The following is an 18,430-nucleotide window of genomic DNA, read 5'->3' on the forward strand; positions in this document are numbered from 1 at the left end:
AGCCCGTCCCATGACGACGACCACCCCCACCCCGCAGACGGCCGCACCCGCCGGCCCGCCGCCCGCGATGCGGCTGCGCGAGCTGGTGTTCGGCGCGGCCGGTGCCGCCGCCCTGCGCGCCGCCGCCCGGCTGAAGGTCGCCGACGCCCTCGGGGACACGCCGCTGAGCGCGGAGGCCCTCGCCGCCGCGGTCCGCACCGAGCCGAAGCCGCTGCGCCGGCTGCTGCGCGCACTGGCCTGCCGGGGCGTGTTCACCGAACGGCCCGACGGCACGTTCGCCCACACCGACATGTCCCGGCTGCTGCGCGAGGACGACCCGCACAGCCTGCGCGACATCGCCCTGTGGTGCACCGAGCCGTGGACCTGGGACGCCTGGCCCCTGCTCGACGAGGCGGTCCGCACCGGCCGCAACGTCGTCGAGGGCCTGTACGGCAAGGAGTTCTTCCCCTGGCTGAACGAGGACGCGCCCGAGTCGGCCGACGTCTTCAACCGGGCCATGACGACGTCCAGCACGCAGTCCGCGCTCGACGTCGCCGCGTTCCTCGACCTGTCGGGCGCCTCCTCGGTCGCCGACATCGGCGGCGGCCAGGGACATGTGCTCGCCAGCCTGCTGGAGAAGTACCCCGCGATGACCGGGGCGCTGCTGGACCTGCCGCGGGTGGTGGAGAACGCCGACGCGCGGCTGCGGCCGGGCGGCGCGCTCGCCGACCGGGTGCGGATCGTGCCCGGCGACTGCCGGGAGGCCGTACCGGTGCGCGCCGACGTCTACGTCATCAAGAACATCCTGGAGTGGGACGACGACTCCACCGCGCGCTGCCTCGCCAACGTCATCGAGGCGGGCGGCCCGGGCACCCGGGTCGTGGTCATCGAGAACCTCGTCGACGACACGCCGTCGATGGGCTTCAGCACGGCGATGGACCTGCTGCTCCTGCTCAACGTCGGCGGCGCCAAGCACACCACGCAGAGCATGTCGTCCCGGCTGACCGAGGCGGGCCTCGTCATCGACGCCGTGGGTGCGGTCAACCCGTACCTGCACGCCTTCGACTGCACGGTGCCGGCCTGACGGCCCCGCACAACGGCACCGACCGCCGGGCCCGCTTGTGCGCGCGGGCGGGGCGGTCGGTGCCGTAGGGAGGGTCAGGCGTGCCGTAGGGGAGGGTCAGGCGGTGCCGTCGCGCTCCCAGCGGTAGAAGCAGTGCGCCATCGCGTCCTTCGGGGACCGCCAGGTCTCCGGGTCGTACGCGCTGACGTAGGCCGACAGCCGGTCGCTGACGTCCCGGAACTCGGGGTGTCCGGCCGCCTTGGCGATGGCCGGGCCCGGGTCCCGCTCGGACTCGATGAGGTGCAGGTAGACGTCCTGGAACTGGAAGAGGCTGCGCCGGGAGACGCCCACCAGGTGCGGCAGTTCGCCCCGGTCGGACTCGGCGAAGATCTTCGCGATGTCGGGTGCCGCGCCGGGGGCCATCCGGGCGACGATCAGGGTGTGGTGCACGGTTCGTCCTCCGTCCCGCTCAGCGGCTCAGGCCGGGCGTGCGGCCCTGCTCGGCGGCGGCCTTCTCGACGCGGTCCCGGATCAGGGCCATCTGCACCTTGGAGTTCCGGTTGATGTTGTCGGTCATCCAGTCGTCGTCGACCGGGGCGTCCGGCTTCATCGCGAAGTCCTGCGTCCACACCATGCGGGTGCCGCCCGGCACCTCCGCGTAGGTCCAGCGGATGTTCATGTGGTCGAACGGGCCGGTCTCCACGCGGCGGGCCCGCACGGTCAGCGTGGCGCGGTCGGTCTCCCGCTCGGAGACCCAGCTCCACACCTTGCCGTTCTCGTCCGGGTGCATGGTCAGCCGGAAGGTGACCTTGTTCCCCTCCTGGGAGAGGATCTCGGCGGAGGCGTACTCGCTGAACAGGTTCGGCCAGTTCGCCACGTCGTTGGTCATGTCCCAGACCAGGTCGAGCGGCGCCGCGATGGTGATCTCGTTCTCCGTGTGCCCGGCCATGTCACGCCCCCGCCACGAGAGCGCCGTTGACCATGTCCAGGAACTGCCGCGGCGTCTTGCACCGTTCGGCATCCGGGGGGAGCGCGGCGCCGTAACGCTTCTCCAGCTCCCCGACGACGCCCAGCAGCCCGAGCGAGTCGATGCCGAGGACGTCGAACGTGGTGTCGTACTGCTGCTCCAGCTCCTCGGGGTCGACGGTGACGCCGGCCGCCTTCTTCATCAGCTCGGACAGCTCTTCCAGGGTGATGCGGTCACTCATAGGGTCTCTCTCCTTGCGTCGCTTCGGGGTTTACGCCTCTCCGTCGGCCGCGCGCCGCAGCACGAGCGCCGAGTTCGACCCCATGAGCCCCCGGCTGAGGACGAGGACCGTGCGCAGCTCGGCGGGCCGGGCGCGCACGGTCACGAGGTCGAGGTCGTGGCTGACGTCGAAGACGTTCGGGGTGGGCGGGATCAGGCCGTGCTCCATCGCGAGCACCGCGGCGGCGGTGTCCAGCACGGACGCCGCGCAGAAGCCGCGCCCGATACCGGTCTTGGGGGCGGTGACGGGGATGCGCGCGCCGTGCGCGCCGAGCGCGTCGGCGATCGCCAGCGCCTCGGCCCGGTCGGCCGCGGGCACGCCGAGCGCGTCGGCGAACACCGCGTCGACCTCGCCGGGCGCGCACCCGGCGTCCTGCAGGGCGCCCGCGATGGCCCGGGCGAGGCCCTGCCGGGACTCCTCCCAGCGGGAGGCGCCGGTGAAGGTGGCCGCGTGCCCGGCGATCACCGCCCGGACCCGCGCCCCTCGCGCGCGGGCCGCGCCCTCGTCCTCCACGACGAGCATCCCGCCGCCCTCGGCCGGCACGAACCCGCAGGCCGCGTCGGTGAAGGGGCGGTAGGCGCGGTCCGGGTCGGCCTCGGTGGACAGCTCCTCGTAGCCGAGCTGGCACACCATCGAGTACGGCGCGAGGGGGGCCTCGGTCGCGCCCGCGACCAGCACGTCCGTGCCGCGCTTGACGGCCCGCGCGGCGTGCGCGAGGGCGTCCAGGCCGCCCGCCTCGTCGGCGGCGACGACCGAGCAGGGGCCCTTGTAGCCGCGGCGGATGGAGATCTGGCCGGTGCTGGCGGCGTAGAACCAGGCGATGGACTGGTAGGGGCCGACATAGCGGCTGCCCTTGCCCCACAGCTGTTCCAGCTCCCGCTGGCCGAACTCGCCGCCGCCGGAGCCGGCCGCGGTGACCACGCCGACGGAGAACGGGTCCTGGTCGGTGTCGGCCCGGCCGAGCCGGGCGTCCTCCAGGGCCGCGTCGGCGGCGGCCAGCGCGTAGTGGGTGAACCGGTCGGTCTGCACGAGAATGCGCTCCTCGACCGCCGTGTCCGCCGCGAAGCCGCGGACCTCGCCGGCCACGCGCAGCGGCAGATGGCCGCAGCCCTCACGGGTGATGCGGTCCAGGACGCTGAGGCCTTCCTGGGTGGACTTCCAGAAGGACTCGGTGCTGGTGCCGTTGGGCGCCACCACACCGATGCCGGTGACGGCGGCGCGCCGCGGATGCGGTTCGCTCATCGTGTCCTCTCCCTCGGCCGGGTCAGGACCACCGCGGACTGGAAGCCGCCGAACCCGCTGCCCACGGAGAGCACGGTGTCCAGCCTGCGCTCACGCGCGGTGCGCGGCACGTAGTCCAGGTCGCACTCGGGGTCCGGCGTCTCGTAGTTGGCGGTGGGCGGGACCACCTGGCGGTCGAGGGCCAGCACGCAGGCGGCGACCTCGATCGCGCCGATCGCGCCGAGGGAGTGCCCCACCATCGACTTGATGGAGCTCATGGGCGTGGCGTAGGCGTGCTGCCCCAGCGCCCGTTTCACCGCGGCGGTCTCATGGCGGTCGTTCTGCTGGGTGCCCGACCCGTGCGCGTTGACGTAGTCGACGGCGGTGGGGTCGAGGCGGGCCCGGTCCAGAGCGGTCTCGATGGCGCGGGCCATCTCCAGGCCCTCCCGGGTCAGGCCGGTCATGTGGTAGGCGTTGCCGAAGGTGGCGTAGCCGCCCAGCTCGGCGTAGACCCGGGCGCCCCGGGCGCGGGCGTGTTCCAGTTCCTCCAGGACGAGGACGGCGCCGCCCTCGCCCATGACGAACCCGTCGCGGTCGGCGTCGAAGGGGCGCGAGGCGTGGGCGGGGTCGTCGTTGTTGGGGGAGGTGGCCTTGATCGCGTCGAAGCAGGCCATGGTGATGGGGGAGATCGGCGAGTCGGAGGCGCCGGCGATGCACACGTCGGCCCGGCCCTCGGCGATGGTGTGGAAGGCGTAGCCGACCGCGTCCAGGCCGGAGGTGCAGCCGGTGGAGACGGTCTGCACCGGGCCTTGCGCGCCGAACCGTTCCGCCACCGCGGAGGCGAGGGTGCTCGGCGCGAACGCGCGGTGCAGATGCGGCTCCGCCTCACGCGGGTCGACGTCCCAGCGCTGCCCGCCGTGGCTGACGAGCACGTAGTCGTGCTCCAGCCGGGTGGTGCCGCCGACCGCGGTGCCCAGGGACACCCCGACCCGCCACGGGTCCTCCCGGGCCAGCTCCAGACCGGCGTCGCGGACCGCCTCCTCCCCGGCGACCAGCGCGAACTGGATGTAGCGGTCGCAGCGTGCGATCTGCTCCGCGTCCAGCCCGTGCGCCGCCGGGTCGAAGTCGCACTCGGCGGCGATCCGCGATCTGAGGCCCGCCGGGTCGAAGAAGGTGATGCCCCGCGTCGCGGTGCGCCCGGCCGCCAGCAGGTCCCAGAAGGCCGCGGTGCCGATGCCGCCCGGGGCGACCACGCCTATGCCGGTGACCGCCACACGCCGGGTCATGACCCGGCCACCACGACGCGGTCGGCCTCCTCGGTGCCCTCCGTGTCGACGTGGCCCTGCGGCGGGGTCGGCGCGAGGGGACCGAGGTGGAAGACGAGGCGCGCCTCCACCTTGCCGACGTTGCGGAAGCGGTGCCGCATGCCGATGGGGATCATCAGCCCCTGCTCCGGCTGGAGCGGGTGCGGTTCGCCGTCCAGGTCCACCTCCAGCTGCCCGCACAGGACGTACACGAACTCCTCGGAGTACGGGTGGTAGTGCTCGCCGATGCGGTCGCCGGGCTGCACGATGGCCACGCCCATGAAGCCGCTGGTGGAGCCGACCGTGGCGGGAGTGAGCAGGGCGCGCAGGTCGCCGCCGCGCCGGGTGTTGGGCTCGATCTCGCTGAGATCCACGATTCTGGGACGGGAGGTGATCACGACGTTGCTCCGATCGCGTGTGGGGGGTTTCGGGCGCGGGTTCCGAGGGGCCGTCAGGCCTCGGGGGAGCGCCGGTCGGTGACGGGCGTCATACGGGCCCGCTCCAGCAGGTCCGCGAGGCGGCCGTCGGCCGGCAGTTCGGTCAGCTCGGCCACCCGCGCCGGGTCCGTCAGGCCGAGCGCGCGCGCCGGGTCGGCGGCGGGCAGACCGCCGCGTACGTCGATCAGCCGGACCACGACGTCGTCGCGCTGGAAGATGGTGCTGCGCAGCACCGGGCTGGCCGGGTCGTCGGCCGCGGCCTCGTCCTGCTGGGCCAGCAGCTCCGCCAGCCGCATGCCCTGGCCGGGCCGCGCCGGGTAGTACAGGGCGTGCCGCTCGGCGTGCGGGTCGTCCTGCTCGGCGGTGACGTGGTGCACGGCCGGCAGCGCCGCCCGGGTGAAGAAGACCCGTGCGGACTCGGGGTCGTCGAGGTCACGGTCCTGCTCCAGGTAGGGGTTGATGGCCTCTTCCACCGCGCGCACCTCGGGCTGGCGGGCGACGTGGCGCAGGGCGGCCAGCAGGTCGCCGCGCACCTCGATGGCGCGGACCACCCGGTTGCCGTGCATGAACAGGGAGGTGCGGCACAGCCGGGTGGTGTCGTCGACCTTCGGCTCGGGGGAGGCGTAGTCGGCGAGGATCTTCGCGACGGTGTCCTCGCTGCCCGGCTTGACCGTGAAGGTGAGGGCGTGCCGGATCAGTCCGTCGCCGATCCGCGGGGAGGCCTGCAGGCGGCGGGTCGCGGCGTCGGCGGCCTCGGCGGGGCCGCCGGTCTCGCGGACGATGTGGAAGCGCAGCGAGCGGGTGTCGCGGACGCAGCTGTGCAGCGGCTCCACCATCCGCACGTGCTCCTCGCTGTTGACCCAGGCGAGGAACGGCGGGGCGGACTCCCACTCGCTGGTGATGAGCCACTGGGAGGGGTTCTCGATGGACTGGCACAGCTGGTCGCTGACGTGCCCGGGCACCGACGCGACCTGGTTGCACAGCTGTTCGTAGGCCTCGAGGAACTGCTGCTGTGCCCCGTCGTAGACGTCGACCAGCAGGACGACACGCAGGCGGGAGCCGTCGAACACGGACTGGGAGACGCGCTGCGAGATCTGCCGGGTCAGCAGCTCCGAGGCGGGGGCGGACGTGGTGGTCATCCTGGGGACAACTCCTTCGCGGGGGGTGGCAGGGGCCGGCCGCGGTGCCGCGGCGGTCGCGTGGATCGATCGTGTGCCCGTCCCCGGAAGCGCGCGACTCGTGGGAACTACGCGGGTGACCGGGCGGGTGGGCAGGGCCGTACGAGGGGACGCCGTCCGGCCGAGCGTCAGACGAGGTGGGCGAAGACGACGAGGTTCTCCGTGTAGTCCCGCACGGCGTGGTCGTAGTCACCCGCACAGGTGATGAGCCGGACCTCCGCCCGGGGGGCGTCGGCGTACACCCGTTCGTCGGGGAAGGCGTCCTTGTCGAAGGTCTCCGTGTCGTCGACGACGAACGACGCGGTACGGCCGTCGGCGCGCTGGATGCGGAAGACGTCGCCCGCGCGCAGCTCGTCGAGCCGGGCGAAGACGGCGGCGGACGTGGCGGTGTCCACGTGCCCGGCGACGACCGCGGTGCCGGTCTCGCCCGGGGAGGCGCCCCCGGCGTACCAGCCGACGAGGTTGGTGTCGGCGGCGGGCGGGGGCTGAAGCTGGCCGGTGGGCCCGAGGGAGAGCGTGGTGAAGGGCGCGTCGACGGAGATCTTCGGGATGAGCAGCCGTACGGGCGCCGAGCGCGGCAGGTGCTTGCCGGCCTCCGGGTCGGCGGGGGCGGCGGGGGCGCCGGCGGAGGGGACCGCGGCCTGGGCGGCGGCCGGGGGCTGCGCGGCGGAGGTGCCGTTGTCCGAGCCGTGGCCGCTGAGCTGGAGGGCGGCGATGACCAGCAGGCCCGCCGCGCACACGGTGGTCAGACCGGAGCGGGAGCGGCGCTCGGCCGGTTCACCGGTGCCGCCGGGGGTGGGGGGAGCGGGGGCTGCCATCGAGGACCACCTCACTTGGACACGGCAGCGGGGGTGACGCACGGGCCGGGCGGGCGGCACGCGCGGTCACGGGTGTACGGGGGGCCGGCCGGGCCGCCACGCGGCGCGCGCGGGTGGCGGCCACGGCGGCTATGTCGGACGGCATGGTCAGGCCATGCCCGCTGCGGACCTCTTGCGGCGGGCGGCGTACAGGCCGGCGCCCGCGACCGCGACGACGGCCAGGCCACCGGCGGTCACCGTCGGACCGGCGAGCGCGCCGCCGCCGGTGTGCATGCCGCCGCGCGGCGACTCGTGCTTGCCGCCCCAGGAGTCCTGGCCGCTGTCCGAGCCGGAGCTGTCCTTCTTGTAGGTCTCCGGGTCCTGCTTCGGGTCGCGGGCGGTGCCCCAGTCGTCCTGGTTGACGAGGGTCAGCGCGCCGCCGCCGGTGTGCATGCCGCCACGCGGCCCGTCGTGGCTGTAGCCCTCGTCCTTGCCGCCGTGCTCCTTCTCGTAGCCGGAGCCGTGCTCCTTGCCGTGCTCCTTGCTGTACGAGGAGTCCTGCCGGCCGGAGCTGGAGGAGGAGCCGTCCTGCTGGGAGTCGCCGCCGGCCGCGTAGGCGCCGCCGGCGCCGAGCGCGAGGGCGGCGGAGGCCGCCGCCGTGGCCAGGAGGATACGAGCTGAACGCATCTGATGGTCCTTCCACCGTGAGCCGGGCAGCTGCCTGTGTGTCAGCTGTGGGAACCCGGCCCCGATGTGAACCACCGTCAGGCAGGCCACCGGCCGCCACCACTCAGGGCGCTCACGCGGGTGACGGCCGTACGGGCCGGACGGGTTCGGAGCCGGTCCCGGGCCGGGGTTCCGGGCGGCCTCGGGACCGGTCTCCGAACCGGGTTCAGCGCAGGTCGAGCACGGTGGTGAGGACGTGACGCAGCGTCGGCTCCGCGCCCTCCTGCGGTGCGCCGGCCGACCGCCAGGCGACGAACCCGTCCGGGCGTACGAGGACTGCTCCGGCGCGGGTCGTGCCGTGCCGCTCGGCCCAGTCCGCGCCGTCCTCGGCGACCAGCCCGGCGACGTCGTCCAGTGCGCCGAACCGGTGGGAGACCAGCGGCACGGACAGCTCCTCGGCGAGCCGCAGCGCCGCCCGGTGCCAGTCCGGCCCCTCCTGGGCGTCGCTGAGCAGGACGAGCGACTTCTCGTACAGGTCGAGCGTGGAGCGCCGCTCGTCCTGGTGACGCACCCACAGGTGCGGGGCGCGGGTGCCGGGTTCGCCGGAGAGGCCGAGCTTCTCCGGGACGACCGGGGCGGAGGTGTCGGCGCCGAGGACGGCGCCGTGCGGGTAGCGGTAGCCGAGGGCGACGTTGAGGATGCCGCGCTGCGGGCCGCCGCCGCCGGTGCCGGGCGGCGGGGCGAAGCCGGGGTGGCTGTGCTCGGCCGACCGGGCGGCGGCGCGGGCGCTGGTGGCCTCGGCGACGGGGCGGCGCTCGGCGTCGTAGGACTCCAGCAGCCCGTCGCCGGCCCAGCCGCCGAGGACGGCGGCCAGCTTCCAGGCGAGGTTGTGGGCGTCCTGGATGCCGGTGTTGGAGCCGAAGGCGCCCGTGGGGGACATCTCGTGGGCGGAGTCGCCGGCCAGGAAGACCCGGCCGGAGCGGTAGCTGCGGGCGACGCGCTGCGCGGCGTGCCAGGGGGCGCGGCCGGTGATCTCCACGTCCAGGCCGAGGTCGCCGACCGCGCGGCGGATGTGGTCGGCGCACCGCTCGTCGGTGAACTCCTCCAGGGTTTCGCCCTGTTCGGGGTGCCAGGGGGCGTGGAAGACCCAGTGCTCGCGGTTGTCCACGGGCAGCAGGGCGCCGTCGGCGCCGGGGCTGGTGAGGTAGCAGACGATGAACCGGCGGTCGCCGACGACGTCGGCGAGGCGGCGGGAGCGGAAGGTGACGCTGACGTTGTGGAACAGCTCGCCCGGCCCGCTCTGCCCGATGCCGAGCTGCTCGCGCACGGGGCTGCGGGGCCCGTCGGCGGCGACGAGGTACTCGGCGCGGATCCGGGTGTGCTCACCGGTCTCCCGGCTCTTGACCAGCGCGGTGACGCCGTCCGGGTCCTCCTCGAAGGACAGCATCTCGGTGGAGTACCGCAGATCGCCGCCGAGCCGGCCGGCGTGCCGGAGCAGGACGGGCTCCAGGTCGTTCTGGCTGCACAGGCACCAGCCGGTGGGGCTGAAGCGGGCCAGCCCGCCGCCGGGGTCGATCTCCCGGAACAGCCACTCGCCGGCGTCCCCGACGAGCGTGGGCGTCTGCAGGATGCCGTGGTTGCCGGCGAGGGTCTCGGCGGCGCGGTGGATGTCCGGCTCGGTCCCGGCGACCCGGAACAGCTCCATCGTGCGGACGTTGTTGCCACGCCCGCGCGGATGGATGGAGGTGCCGGAGTGCCGCTCCACCAGGGTGTGCCGTACCCCCAGCCGGCCGAGGAACAGCGAGGTCGACAGCCCGACCAGGGAACCGCCGACGATGAGGACGGGCACGTGGTGGGTGGCGCTGCCGGCGGTCTCGGACGGGTCGGCGGCATCGGCGCGTTCGGCGCGCGCGGCGGGTTGTCTCATCACTGGCCTCCAGGCGATCGCGGACATGCCCCCGGCCGCACGGGACCGGGGATCCGGGGATGTTCATGCATGCCCCGCCGCACGTGGCGCCGCCTCACGGGGGCATGGGCTTCCCCGGTTCGGGGGAAGGAGGACGGTGCGCTGTTCGCGTCGGGCGGGCGGGCCCGCTTCCCCCACCGCCCGGCACCCCCCGCCGCCCTCCGGCCGCGGGCTCCCCGGAGTTAGGATCCAGCCATGGGGCTGACCATGGAGGACGTCGACCGGTTCGAGGCGGCCAGGCCGCGGCTGGAGGCGATCGCGTACCGGATGCTCGGCTCCGCCAGTGAGGCCGAGGACGCCGTGCAGGAGACGTTCCTGCGCTGGCAGGCCGCCGACGTCGAGCGGGTCCAGGTGCCCGAGGCCTGGCTGACGAAGGTGCTCACCAACCTGTGCCTCAACCAGCTCACCTCGGCCCGCGCCCGCCGTGAGACGTACGTCGGGCAGTGGCTGCCCGAGCCGCTGCTCGCCGGGGACCCGATGCTCGGCCCGGCCGACACCGCCGAACAGCGCGAGTCGGTGTCGTACGCCGTGCTCGTGCTGCTGGAGCGGCTGTCCCCCAGCGAGCGGGCCGTGTACGTGCTGCGGGAGGCCTTCGACTACCCGCACCGGGAGATCGCCGAGATCCTCGACATCAGCGAGGCCGCCAGCCAGCAGATCCTGCACCGCGCGAAGAAGCACGTCGCCGAGGGCAAGGCCCGCACCGAGATCGACGAGGCCACCGCCCGGCGCATCGTCGAGGAGTTCCTCGCGGCCGCGACCAGCGGCCGTACCGAGCCGCTGGTCCGGCTGCTCACCGAGGACGCCGTCTCGATCGGCGACGGCGGCGGCAAGGTCCCGGCCCGCGCCAAGGCGTTCGAGGGCGCGATCGCGGTGGCGAAGTTCCTGCGGGGCCTGTTCCGGCCCACCGAAGCGAAGCGGAAGATCGTCGGCGGCTCCCCCGACGTGTACGCCACGACCGCCAACGGCGAGCCCGCGGCCGTGGTGGTCGTGGACGGCCGGGTCGTCGGCGTGATGTGCCTGGAGGTCACCCCCGAGGGCATCGTCGCCGTCCGCAACCAGGTGAACCCGGACAAGCTGGAGCGGGCGACACGGCTCTGGAACTCCGTCGAGCACGGAGAACCGCTGGTCAGGGCCTTCTGACCGGCCTGCTCCACCCGGTGTGAGCTGGTTCACATCGGAATTTCTCGGATTCCTGTCAGGGAACCGGGCGCTGCCCGGTTCAAGGGTCGACACCGCGCACGACAAGGGGCGGACCCGCGCAGACAGGAGTCAGACCATGCAGCACCGCATCATCGTCCTCGGAGCCGGATACACCGGAGCCACCGCCGCCGGGCGCCTCGCGAAGCGGCTGCACCGCGACGACGTCGCCATCACCCTCGTCAACGCCGAGGAGGACTTCGTCGAGCGCGTCCGGATGCACCAGCTCGCGGCCGGCCAGGACCTGACCCCCCGTCCGTTCGCCGAGATGTACGCGGGCACGGGCGTGGAGCTGAAGCTCGCGAAGGTCACCGCCGTCGACGCCGACGCGCGGACCGTCGCGGTGACGGCGGCGGACGGCACGGCGCAGACCCTGGAGTACGACACCCTCGTGTACGCCCTCGGCAGCGGCTGGGACGACCACGGCGTCCCCGGCGTCGCCGAGCACGCCGAGCAGATCGCGAGCCGGCCCGGAGCGCTGCGGCTGCGCGAGCGGCTGGCCGGCCTCACCGCCGGGCAGCCGGTGGTGGTCGTCGGCGGCGGCCTGACCGGCATCGAGGCCGCGACCGAGATCGCCGAGGCCCGCCCGGACCTCGACGTCGCCCTCGTCGCCCGCGACGGCCTCGGCGACTGGCTCTCCGACAAGGGCCGCGCGCACCTGCGCAAGGTCTTCGGGCGGCTCGGCATCACCGCGCACGAGCACACCGAGGTCGCGGCCGTGGAGGCCGACCGGGTCCGCACCGGCGACGGTACGGCGATCCCGGCCGCCGTCACCGTGTGGACCACCGGCTTCGCCGTCCACCCGATCGCCCGGGCCACCACCCTGGAGGTCGCGGACAACGGCCAGATCGTCGTCGACCGGACGATGCGCTCGGTCTCGCACCCGGACGTGTACGCCATCGGTGACGCGGCCCTCGCGATGGGCCCCGGCGACAAGCCGCTCCGCATGTCGTGCGCCTCGGGCGTCCCGATGAGCTGGCAGGCCGCCGACGCCATCGCGGCCCGCCTCACCGGGCGGAAGGTGCCGACCGTGCCGCTGCGCTACTTCAACCAGTGCATCTCGCTGGGCCGCCGGGACGGTCTGATCCAGTACGTCACCGCCGACGACCGCGCGGTCCGCGCGGCCCTCACCGGCCGCCTGGCCGCCCGCTACAAGGAGATCATCTGCAAGGGCGCGGCCTGGGGTGTCGCCCACCCCGTGATGGGCCCGGTCCGCCGCCACCGGGTCGTGCGGGCCGAGGGCCGGGCGGCGACGGAGACGGCCGCGGCGCCCACCGAGGTGGCGGCCTGAGCCGCGCCGCCCAGGGGGCACCCCTCCGGGGGAGGGACCGGGCCGGGACAGCACCCGGCCCGGTCCGTCGGCTCAGCCCGCGACCGTGAAGTAGTAGTCGTACGAGGCCAGTTCGATGCCCGAGGCGGTCGTCGCCCGCACGGTGAGGTAGCACCAGCCCTCCGTGTCGGGCGTCCACTCGACGGCGGCCCCGTGGTGGGCGCCCGCGTCGACCGTGACCTCGTCGCCGCCGTTGAAGGAGTACGTGTAGCTCACGACGTCCTTCACCTTCGGCAGGAACGTGAAGGTGCCGGGGACACCGACCCCGCCGCCCGTGCCGTTCTCGGGGTACGTCTGCGAGGTGACGGTGGGCGTGGTGTCGTAGGTGATGCTCCACGACGCCGCGTCGCTCACCCAGCCGTTCGCGCTCCTGCCGCTCACCTCGACGCGCTCGCCGTAGATGCCGTCGAGCGTCAGCTCCACGGACGCGGTGCCGTCCGCCTCCGCGGGGACCTCGACGGTCCGCCCGCCGTCCTGGCCGCCCAGCGTCCGCACGGAGTACGCGACGACCGGGCTCTTCGCCTGGAGCGCCGGGTTCGGCCGGAGGCGGAACGTGGCCGGCTTGCCGAACTCGGGTGACGGGCCGGCCGGGGTGACGGTGGGGGCCGTGGAAGCCACCCGGAAGGTGTAGGAAGCGGCCGCCGAGACGTTGTACGCGCGGTCCAGGCTGCGCACCCACAGGGTCATCGGACCGGAGCCGCCCGGCGGGATCAGGCTCAGCGTGGCCGGGCCGCCGAGGGAGTCCGCGCGCACGAACCAGCGGGTGTCCGCGTACGGGTCGGTGGGCTGCGGGATCCCGTGGTCGCCGATGTTCGTGCCGATCACCGGGAAGTCCTGCTGCCAGGAGAACTCGTAGCCCTCCACGTCACCGGCGCCGCCCGCGCCGAGCGTGAACCGGACCGGCTCGCCGCCCTGGTTCCAGGTGTCCGCCGGGTAGTTGGGCGAGGAGACCGCCGGCGCGTTCGCGGGCCGGGTGTTGTCGACGGTGACGTAACAGGGCGCCGACCAGTCGGAGGCCGCGTCCCCGGCCAGGGTCTGTGCCTGCCAGGCGTAGGTCTGCCCGTCGGCGAGCGCCTCGGCGGGCAGTGTGGCGGGGGACTCGAACCCGGCGGTGGCGGACGTCCGGGTGACCGTCGTGGCCTGCTCCGGGTGCCCGGCCGGCCAGACCTGGTAGCGCACGCCGACCCGGGTCCAGCCGGTGGGGTCGGTGGTGGTGGGGATGCCCTCGACGACCAGGCCGCTGCCGGCCCAGACGTACGTGGGCCGGTCCGCGTCGGTGGAGCAGTGGCGGTAGGCGTTGAACAACTGCGTGGGCGTCAGGGGTACGCCGTCGGCCGCGCTCGCGGGCGACACGGCACCGCCCAGCGCGAGCCCGAGGCCTCCCACCGAGGCGAGAACGGTACGCACCCGCGCACCGAGGGACATGGTCAAGTGGATCCTCCTGTCGAGCCGCCCGCACAGCGCTCCCGGATACGTACGGGTGTGCGAGCGGCGAGGGGATCGTAGGGGTGTGCCGTGACCCGCCGCAGGTGATTTACGGGACGCTGGACAACAGTTGGGGCGCGTGGGGGTCGGCGGCCACCGCGTAGTCCGCCAGGGCCGGCTCCAGCAGGCCGAAGGCGCGGTCGGCCTCCGGGGCGACGGTGGCGGCGATCCGGTCGGCCGGCCGGCCGTCGAGGGTCAGCTCCTGAATGCGCTGGAACAGCACGCGGTGGACGGCGGCCAGCACCCCGGCCGCGGTGCGCACGGTGACGTCCTCGGGGTGCGTGCCGGTGGCCTCGGCGAGGGCCTCGGCGAGGCGGTGCTCGCGCTGGTCGTGCAGGCCGCGCAGGCAGGCGCTCAGGGTGGGGCTGTCGGCGACCATGCGGGCGAAGTCCCGGCCGGAGAACCCGGCGACCGGGTCGCGCTCCGCCACCGCGTCGGCGAACGCCCGGCGCAGGGCGGCCAGCGCCGACTCGCCCGGCCGGCGCCCGGAGACCGCGCGGGCGAGGGAGGCGGCGAAGTCCTCCTGGTGGTCCAGGGCCAGGTCTTCCTTGCGGGCGAAGTAGTTGGTGACGGTCTTCTTCGCGACGCGGGCGGCGGCGGCGATCTCGGCGATGGTCGTCCGCTCGAAGCCCTGGGCGATGAACAGCCGGGTCGCGTGGTCGGAGATGAGCTGCCGGGTCTCCTGCTTCTTCGCCTCGCGGAGACCGGCGGGGGCGGGGGTCGGACTGGGCATGGAGGAATCTTACGCCGGTCGTAAGTTTACGTTGACACCCCGGGGGTATCCCTGGCTAAAGTTACGACGGACGTAAACTTACCCCGAGGGGATCCCTTTGCAGTTCACCGCCTCCACCGTCTCCCTGACCGTCGACGACGTCGCCGCCTCCCAGGAGTTCTTCACCGCCCACCTCGGCTACACCGTCCGCCACGCCGCCGACGGCTTCGCCTCCCTCACCCGCGACGACGCCTTCGACGTCGTCCTGCTCGCCCGGGGCATCGAGGTGCTGCCGCCCGGGCAGCGCGACCAGCGGGCCGCCGGTCTGATCCTCGCCTTCACGGTCGCCTCCGGCCTGGAGGCGAACGAGAAGCGGCTGCGCGAGGCGGGCGTGGAGATCACCATGCCGCTGCGCGAGGAACCGTGGGGCGAGCGCCTGTTCCAGATCACCGACCCCAACGGGGTCGTCGTCCAGTTCGTCGAATGGACCGGGGAAGGCCAGGGCGGCCAGGGCTGACGCCGCGTCGGACCGCGGCCGTCACCTGGGGCGACAACGGGTGGTTGTCGGTCTCGACCGGTCGTTGTTGGATCACCGGGCGGGCCGGGCGGTTGCATGGCCGGCATGCGACGACTGATTCCCACGGGGAACGCGGCCCGCCCGGTCGCCTTCGCGGAGGCGCCCCAGCCGGTCCCCGAACCCGGCGAAGTCCTGGTCAAGGTCGAGGCGTTCGCGCCGAACCGGGGCGAGACCTTCCTGCTGGAGCGGCCCCGGCCCGGACTGCTGCCGGGCAAGGACGTGGCGGGGCTCGTGGTGCAGGCCGCCGCCGACGGCACGGGCCCCGGCGTCGGCACCCGCGTGGTCGGGCATCCCGCATCCGGCGGCTGGGCCGAGTACGCCGCCGTCCCCACGCACTCCCTCGCGGTGCTGCCGGACACCCTCGACCACGTCCGGGCCGCCGCCCTGCCGCTGGCCGGCATCACCGCGCTGCGGCTGCTGCGCACGGCCGGTTCCCTGGCCGGCCGCCGGGTGCTGCTGACCGGCGCCTCGGGCGGCGTCGGCCACTACGTCACCGAGCTGGCCGTCGGCTCCGGCGCCGAGCTGACCGCGGTGACGGCCACCCCGGAGCGCGGCCGGCGCCTCGCCGAGCTGGGCGCGACGGTGGTCCACGAGGTCGCCGCGGCCGACGGCCCCTTCGACGTCGTACTGGAATCCACGGGCGGCCCCGCGCTGCCGGCCGCTCTGGCCAGGACGCGACCGGGCGGCACGCTCGTGTGGTTCGGGCAGGCCGGCCGTACGCCGGTCACCCTCGACTTCTTCGACCTGCTGACCGGGCCCGAACGCGTCACGATCCAGCACTTCCACTACGCCGGAGCGCCCTACGGCCCCGACCTCGCCGCCCTCGTACGCCTCGTCGGGCAGGGCCGGCTGCACCCGGAGATCAGCCGCACCGCCGACTGGACGCACACCGCCGACACCCTGGTCGACCTGCGCGAGCGCCGCATCCGCGGCAAGGCCGTCCTGACGATCGACAAGGAACGGGAAGGGGACCACCGATGACCACCACCGACCGGCCCACGGACCCGACGGCCATCCAGGCCGCGGCCCCCGCCGCGGACGCCGCGGACCTCGCCGCCGCCCACGCCGCGGACCCCGCCGACTTCGCCGCCGCCGAGGCCGCGGACGCCGTCGTCGGCCTTGCTGCCGCCCAGGCTGCGGACACCGCCGCCCACGCCGCGGGCCCCGCCGCCCACGCCGCGGACCCCGCCGACTTCGCCGCCGCCCAGGCCGCGGACGCCGTCGCCGACTTCGCCGCCGCCCAGTGGACCCGGGCCACCGGCGCGGGCGTCGATCCGCACGAGTACCGCCGGGTCACCGAGGGCCTGACCTCCGTCGCCGACTGGGCCCCGGCCCTGCGGCGGGCCGGGCGCGCCCACCTGGACCGCGCCGAGCGGGCCGGCTCGCCCGTCTCGGCGGGCACGCACCTGCTGACGGCGGCCCGCTGGTTCCACCTCGCCACCCTCGCCCACGACGCGGAGGCGCCGTACGCCGCCGCCGAGGCGGACGACGCGCTGGGCCGGGGCCTCGCCCTGCTGGAGCCGGGCGCGCGGCGCGTCTCCGGGGAGGGGTTCACCGGCTGGCTGCGCGGCCCCGCCGACGCGCCCGGCACCGTGGTCGTCGTCCCCGGGCTGGACTCGGCCAAGGAGGAGTTCCTCGACCTGGCGTCCGCGCTGCTGGCGCGCGGGCTGGCGGTGTTCGCGATGGACGGCCCCGGCCAGGGCGCCCTCGCCGCGACGACGGCGCTCCGCCCGGACTACGAGCAGGTCGTCGGCCGTGTCGTCGACGCGCTCGGCGTCGCCCGCGTCGGCGTGGTCGGTCTCAGCCTGGGCGGCTTCTTCGCGGCCCGCGCCGCGGCCCTCGAACCGCGCGTCGCCGCGGCGGCCACGGTCAGCGGCCCGTCCCGCCTCGACTGGGACGCGCTGCCCCCGCCCGTACGGCACATCCTGACCCTGCGCACCGGAGGCGCCGACGCCGCCCGCGCCTTCGCCCGGCAGGTCGACCTGACCGCCCTCGCGCCGCGTATCGCCGCCCCCCTCCTCGTCGTCGACGGAGGCCGGGACGTCATCCCGGGCGTGACCGACGGCGCCCCCCTGGCCCGCCTCGCCCCCCACGGCACGTACCTCTCCGTCCCCCACGGCGACCACCTCCTGGGCAACGCCCGCCCGGACTGGCTGCCCCACCTGGCCGACCACATGGCCGGCACGCTGACGGGGGCGCGGTGAGACGAGCCGGGCGGGATCCGGCCGGGCGGACGGTCAGGGCCGTCCCGCCGGCCGGGTGGCCGGCTGGAGCCGGAAGGACACGGCCTCCATCAGCCGCCGCCGCTGCGTCTTCTGGACGGCGGCGATCCGCCACCGGCCGTCGGGCCGGCGTACGACGGTGTACGTGGCGAGCTTGCCCAGGCGTCGCGGCCGGCCCTTGCCGACGTCGCCGCGGGTGACGACGACCGCGGTGTCGGGGCCGTGGAAGCGCAGGTCGGTGATGTCGAGGGCCAGGCGGGTGCCCTTGAGGAAGCCGTCGAAGAGGGCCTGGTGGGCGCGGCCGATCTCGGGGCCGCCGCGGTAGACGGTGCCGACGAAGGTGACGTCGGTCGCGTCGTCGGTGAAGCAGGCGCCGTACGCGGCCCCGTCACCGCGGTCCCACGCCGCGCGGCTGTCCTCCAGGAGTTCCCTGATCGCGGCGGTGTCGGCGGCGCGGGCGGGGTCCGCGGGGATACGGGTCCGGGTCGTCACGGCTGGCCTCCGTCGTGGTAGCTTCAAAGGAGCAGTATCTGCTTTGAAGATTTCTCTTCTCTAAGGAAGAGATTAGGGAGTGGAAGAGACCGTGTCAACGCCCCCGATGCGCTCCGACGCGAGCGAGGTCTACCGCCGTTACCTGAGCGCCGTGATGCTGCACGGCCACGCCGGCGCCCGCGCGTGCGACCTCGGAGCCACCGACCTGTACGCGCTCAACATCCTCCAGCTGTCCGGAGCCATGTCCCCCGGCGCCCTCTCCGACCGCACGGGCCTGACGACCGGCCCCACGACCCGGCTCATCGACCGGCTGGAGCAGGCCGGTTACGTCCGCCGCGTCCCCGACCCCGACGACCGCCGCAAGATCGTCGTGGAACCGGTGGCCGGCCCCGCCGACCTGGACCGCGTCATGGCCCCCGCCCGCGAGAAGATCGGCGAGATCCTCCGCGGCTACGGCCCGGAGCAACTCGACGTCCTCTTCGACTACTTCACCCGAGCGACGGCCGCCTACCAGGAGGCGGCCGAGGACCTGCGCGCGATGTGACGGACCGGCACCC

20 protein-coding genes are annotated in these 18,430 nt (G+C 74.4%); 7 read left to right on the plus strand and 13 right to left on the minus strand.

Features of this window, described 5'->3' with window-relative positions; translation table 11 throughout:
• Window positions 1-10 precede the first annotated feature (10 nt).
• On the plus strand, window positions 11-1,063 hold the full coding sequence (locus IE308_RS24935; RefSeq protein ID WP_229909040.1) for a methyltransferase: 1,053 nt from the start codon (window positions 11-13) through the stop codon (window positions 1,061-1,063).
• A 96-nt stretch (window positions 1,064-1,159) separates the two neighbouring features.
• Here IE308_RS24935 and IE308_RS24940 read toward each other — a convergent pair whose 3' ends face one another.
• The 10 genes from IE308_RS24940 to IE308_RS24985 form a co-directional block, all read right to left on the minus strand.
• Window positions 1,160-1,492 carry a TcmI family type II polyketide cyclase gene (locus tag IE308_RS24940; protein ID WP_110629344.1) on the minus strand — a complete coding sequence of 111 codons (333 nt, stop codon included), beginning with the start codon at window positions 1,490-1,492 and terminating at the stop codon, window positions 1,160-1,162.
• 19 nt (window positions 1,493-1,511) lie between these two features.
• Entirely contained in the window at window positions 1,512-1,991 is a 480-nt protein-coding gene (locus tag IE308_RS24945) for an SRPBCC family protein (protein ID WP_190219634.1), read from the minus strand.
• Between the two features lies 1 nt (window position 1,992).
• Window positions 1,993-2,250, minus strand: a complete 258-nt coding sequence (locus tag IE308_RS24950) for an acyl carrier protein (RefSeq protein WP_110629346.1) — start codon at window positions 2,248-2,250, stop codon at window positions 1,993-1,995.
• A gap of 30 nt (window positions 2,251-2,280) precedes the next feature.
• Entirely contained in the window at window positions 2,281-3,531 is a 1,251-nt protein-coding gene (locus IE308_RS24955) for a beta-ketoacyl synthase N-terminal-like domain-containing protein (protein ID WP_190219635.1), read from the minus strand.
• Window positions 3,528-4,796: a beta-ketoacyl-[acyl-carrier-protein] synthase family protein gene (locus tag IE308_RS24960; RefSeq protein ID WP_190219636.1), complete on the minus strand. Its 1,269-nt coding sequence runs from the start codon at window positions 4,794-4,796 to the stop codon at window positions 3,528-3,530. Before IE308_RS24960 ends, IE308_RS24955 begins: the two co-directional genes overlap by 4 nt.
• Window positions 4,793-5,212, minus strand: coding sequence for a cupin domain-containing protein (locus tag IE308_RS24965; RefSeq protein ID WP_190219637.1), 420 nt, complete (start codon window positions 5,210-5,212; stop codon window positions 4,793-4,795). The genes IE308_RS24960 and IE308_RS24965 overlap by 4 nt, the downstream gene beginning before the upstream one ends.
• 53 nt (window positions 5,213-5,265) lie before the next feature.
• Window positions 5,266-6,390: a SchA/CurD-like domain-containing protein gene (locus IE308_RS24970; protein ID WP_110629350.1), complete on the minus strand. Its 1,125-nt coding sequence runs from the start codon at window positions 6,388-6,390 to the stop codon at window positions 5,266-5,268.
• A 167-nt stretch (window positions 6,391-6,557) separates the two neighbouring features.
• Window positions 6,558-7,247, minus strand: coding sequence for a class F sortase (locus IE308_RS24975; protein WP_110629351.1), 690 nt, complete (start codon window positions 7,245-7,247; stop codon window positions 6,558-6,560).
• A 147-nt stretch (window positions 7,248-7,394) separates the two neighbouring features.
• On the minus strand, window positions 7,395-7,913 hold the full coding sequence (locus tag IE308_RS24980) for a hypothetical protein (RefSeq protein ID WP_110629352.1): 519 nt from the start codon (window positions 7,911-7,913) through the stop codon (window positions 7,395-7,397).
• A 205-nt stretch (window positions 7,914-8,118) separates the two neighbouring features.
• Window positions 8,119-9,819 carry an FAD-dependent oxidoreductase gene (locus tag IE308_RS24985; RefSeq protein WP_190219638.1) on the minus strand — a complete coding sequence of 567 codons (1,701 nt, stop codon included), beginning with the start codon at window positions 9,817-9,819 and terminating at the stop codon, window positions 8,119-8,121.
• 234 nt (window positions 9,820-10,053) lie between these two features.
• Between IE308_RS24985 and IE308_RS24990 the strand changes: the two genes are divergently transcribed.
• Complete coding sequence (locus IE308_RS24990) at window positions 10,054-10,998, plus strand: RNA polymerase sigma-70 factor (RefSeq protein ID WP_190219639.1); 945 nt, start codon at window positions 10,054-10,056, stop codon at window positions 10,996-10,998.
• Window positions 10,999-11,134: 136 nt separating this feature from the next.
• Complete coding sequence (locus tag IE308_RS24995) at window positions 11,135-12,346, plus strand: NAD(P)/FAD-dependent oxidoreductase (protein ID WP_110629355.1); 1,212 nt, start codon at window positions 11,135-11,137, stop codon at window positions 12,344-12,346.
• 72 nt (window positions 12,347-12,418) lie between these two features.
• Here the strand turns inward: IE308_RS24995 and IE308_RS25000 are convergent, their stop codons facing one another.
• Together IE308_RS25000 and IE308_RS25005 are read right to left on the minus strand one after the other, a co-directional pair.
• Window positions 12,419-13,810 carry a hypothetical protein gene (locus IE308_RS25000; protein ID WP_190219841.1) on the minus strand — a complete coding sequence of 464 codons (1,392 nt, stop codon included), beginning with the start codon at window positions 13,808-13,810 and terminating at the stop codon, window positions 12,419-12,421.
• A gap of 109 nt (window positions 13,811-13,919) precedes the next feature.
• The gene (locus IE308_RS25005; protein ID WP_190219640.1) at window positions 13,920-14,603 is read right to left on the minus strand and encodes a TetR/AcrR family transcriptional regulator; all 684 of its coding nucleotides are present in this window, start codon (window positions 14,601-14,603) and stop codon (window positions 13,920-13,922) included.
• 97 nt (window positions 14,604-14,700) lie between these two features.
• Between IE308_RS25005 and IE308_RS25010 the strand changes: the two genes are divergently transcribed.
• From IE308_RS25010 to IE308_RS25020, 3 genes are all read left to right on the plus strand, one after another.
• Window positions 14,701-15,099 carry a VOC family protein gene (locus tag IE308_RS25010; protein WP_190219641.1) on the plus strand — a complete coding sequence of 133 codons (399 nt, stop codon included), beginning with the start codon at window positions 14,701-14,703 and terminating at the stop codon, window positions 15,097-15,099.
• 105 nt (window positions 15,100-15,204) lie between these two features.
• Window positions 15,205-16,140 (plus strand): zinc-binding dehydrogenase, encoded by a 936-nt coding sequence (locus tag IE308_RS25015; protein ID WP_190219642.1) that lies wholly within the window; start codon window positions 15,205-15,207, stop codon window positions 16,138-16,140.
• The gene (locus IE308_RS25020) at window positions 16,137-17,363 is read left to right on the plus strand and encodes an alpha/beta hydrolase family protein (RefSeq protein ID WP_229909041.1); all 1,227 of its coding nucleotides are present in this window, start codon (window positions 16,137-16,139) and stop codon (window positions 17,361-17,363) included. The genes IE308_RS25015 and IE308_RS25020 overlap by 4 nt, the downstream gene beginning before the upstream one ends.
• Window positions 17,364-17,396: 33 nt before the next feature.
• Here IE308_RS25020 and IE308_RS25025 read toward each other — a convergent pair whose 3' ends face one another.
• Complete coding sequence (locus IE308_RS25025; protein WP_229909042.1) at window positions 17,397-17,873, minus strand: SgcJ/EcaC family oxidoreductase; 477 nt, start codon at window positions 17,871-17,873, stop codon at window positions 17,397-17,399.
• A 91-nt stretch (window positions 17,874-17,964) separates the two neighbouring features.
• Here IE308_RS25025 and IE308_RS25030 point away from each other — a divergent pair, with 91 nt between their 5' ends.
• Window positions 17,965-18,417 (plus strand): MarR family winged helix-turn-helix transcriptional regulator, encoded by a 453-nt coding sequence (locus IE308_RS25030; protein WP_308440125.1) that lies wholly within the window; start codon window positions 17,965-17,967, stop codon window positions 18,415-18,417.
• The last annotated feature ends 13 nt before the right edge of the window (window positions 18,418-18,430 follow it).

It is taken from the genome of Streptomyces griseosporeus, assembly GCF_014656055.1.
Taxonomy (GTDB): domain Bacteria; phylum Actinomycetota; class Actinomycetes; order Streptomycetales; family Streptomycetaceae; genus Streptomyces; species Streptomyces griseosporeus.

Coding starts and splice junctions, on each gene's coding strand:
- IE308_RS24980 (WP_110629352.1), bottom strand. CDS start 7,913: ATGCGTTCAGCTCGTATCCTCCTGGCCACGGCGGCGGCCTCCGCCGCC.
- IE308_RS24950 (WP_110629346.1), bottom strand. CDS start 2,250: ATGAGTGACCGCATCACCCTGGAAGAGCTGTCCGAGCTGATGAAGAAG.
- IE308_RS25005 (WP_190219640.1), bottom strand. CDS start 14,603: ATGCCCAGTCCGACCCCCGCCCCCGCCGGTCTCCGCGAGGCGAAGAAG.
- IE308_RS24935 (WP_229909040.1), top strand. CDS start 11: ATGACGACGACCACCCCCACCCCGCAGACGGCCGCACCCGCCGGCCCG.
- IE308_RS24960 (WP_190219636.1), bottom strand. CDS start 4,796: ATGACCCGGCGTGTGGCGGTCACCGGCATAGGCGTGGTCGCCCCGGGC.
- IE308_RS24990 (WP_190219639.1), top strand. CDS start 10,054: ATGGGGCTGACCATGGAGGACGTCGACCGGTTCGAGGCGGCCAGGCCG.
- IE308_RS24985 (WP_190219638.1), bottom strand. CDS start 9,819: ATGAGACAACCCGCCGCGCGCGCCGAACGCGCCGATGCCGCCGACCCG.
- IE308_RS25015 (WP_190219642.1), top strand. CDS start 15,205: ATGCGACGACTGATTCCCACGGGGAACGCGGCCCGCCCGGTCGCCTTC.
- IE308_RS24975 (WP_110629351.1), bottom strand. CDS start 7,247: ATGGCAGCCCCCGCTCCCCCCACCCCCGGCGGCACCGGTGAACCGGCC.
- IE308_RS25000 (WP_190219841.1), bottom strand. CDS start 13,810: ATGTCCCTCGGTGCGCGGGTGCGTACCGTTCTCGCCTCGGTGGGAGGC.
- IE308_RS24970 (WP_110629350.1), bottom strand. CDS start 6,390: ATGACCACCACGTCCGCCCCCGCCTCGGAGCTGCTGACCCGGCAGATC.
- IE308_RS24955 (WP_190219635.1), bottom strand. CDS start 3,531: ATGAGCGAACCGCATCCGCGGCGCGCCGCCGTCACCGGCATCGGTGTG.
- IE308_RS24945 (WP_190219634.1), bottom strand. CDS start 1,991: ATGGCCGGGCACACGGAGAACGAGATCACCATCGCGGCGCCGCTCGAC.
- IE308_RS25020 (WP_229909041.1), top strand. CDS start 16,137: ATGACCACCACCGACCGGCCCACGGACCCGACGGCCATCCAGGCCGCG.
- IE308_RS24995 (WP_110629355.1), top strand. CDS start 11,135: ATGCAGCACCGCATCATCGTCCTCGGAGCCGGATACACCGGAGCCACC.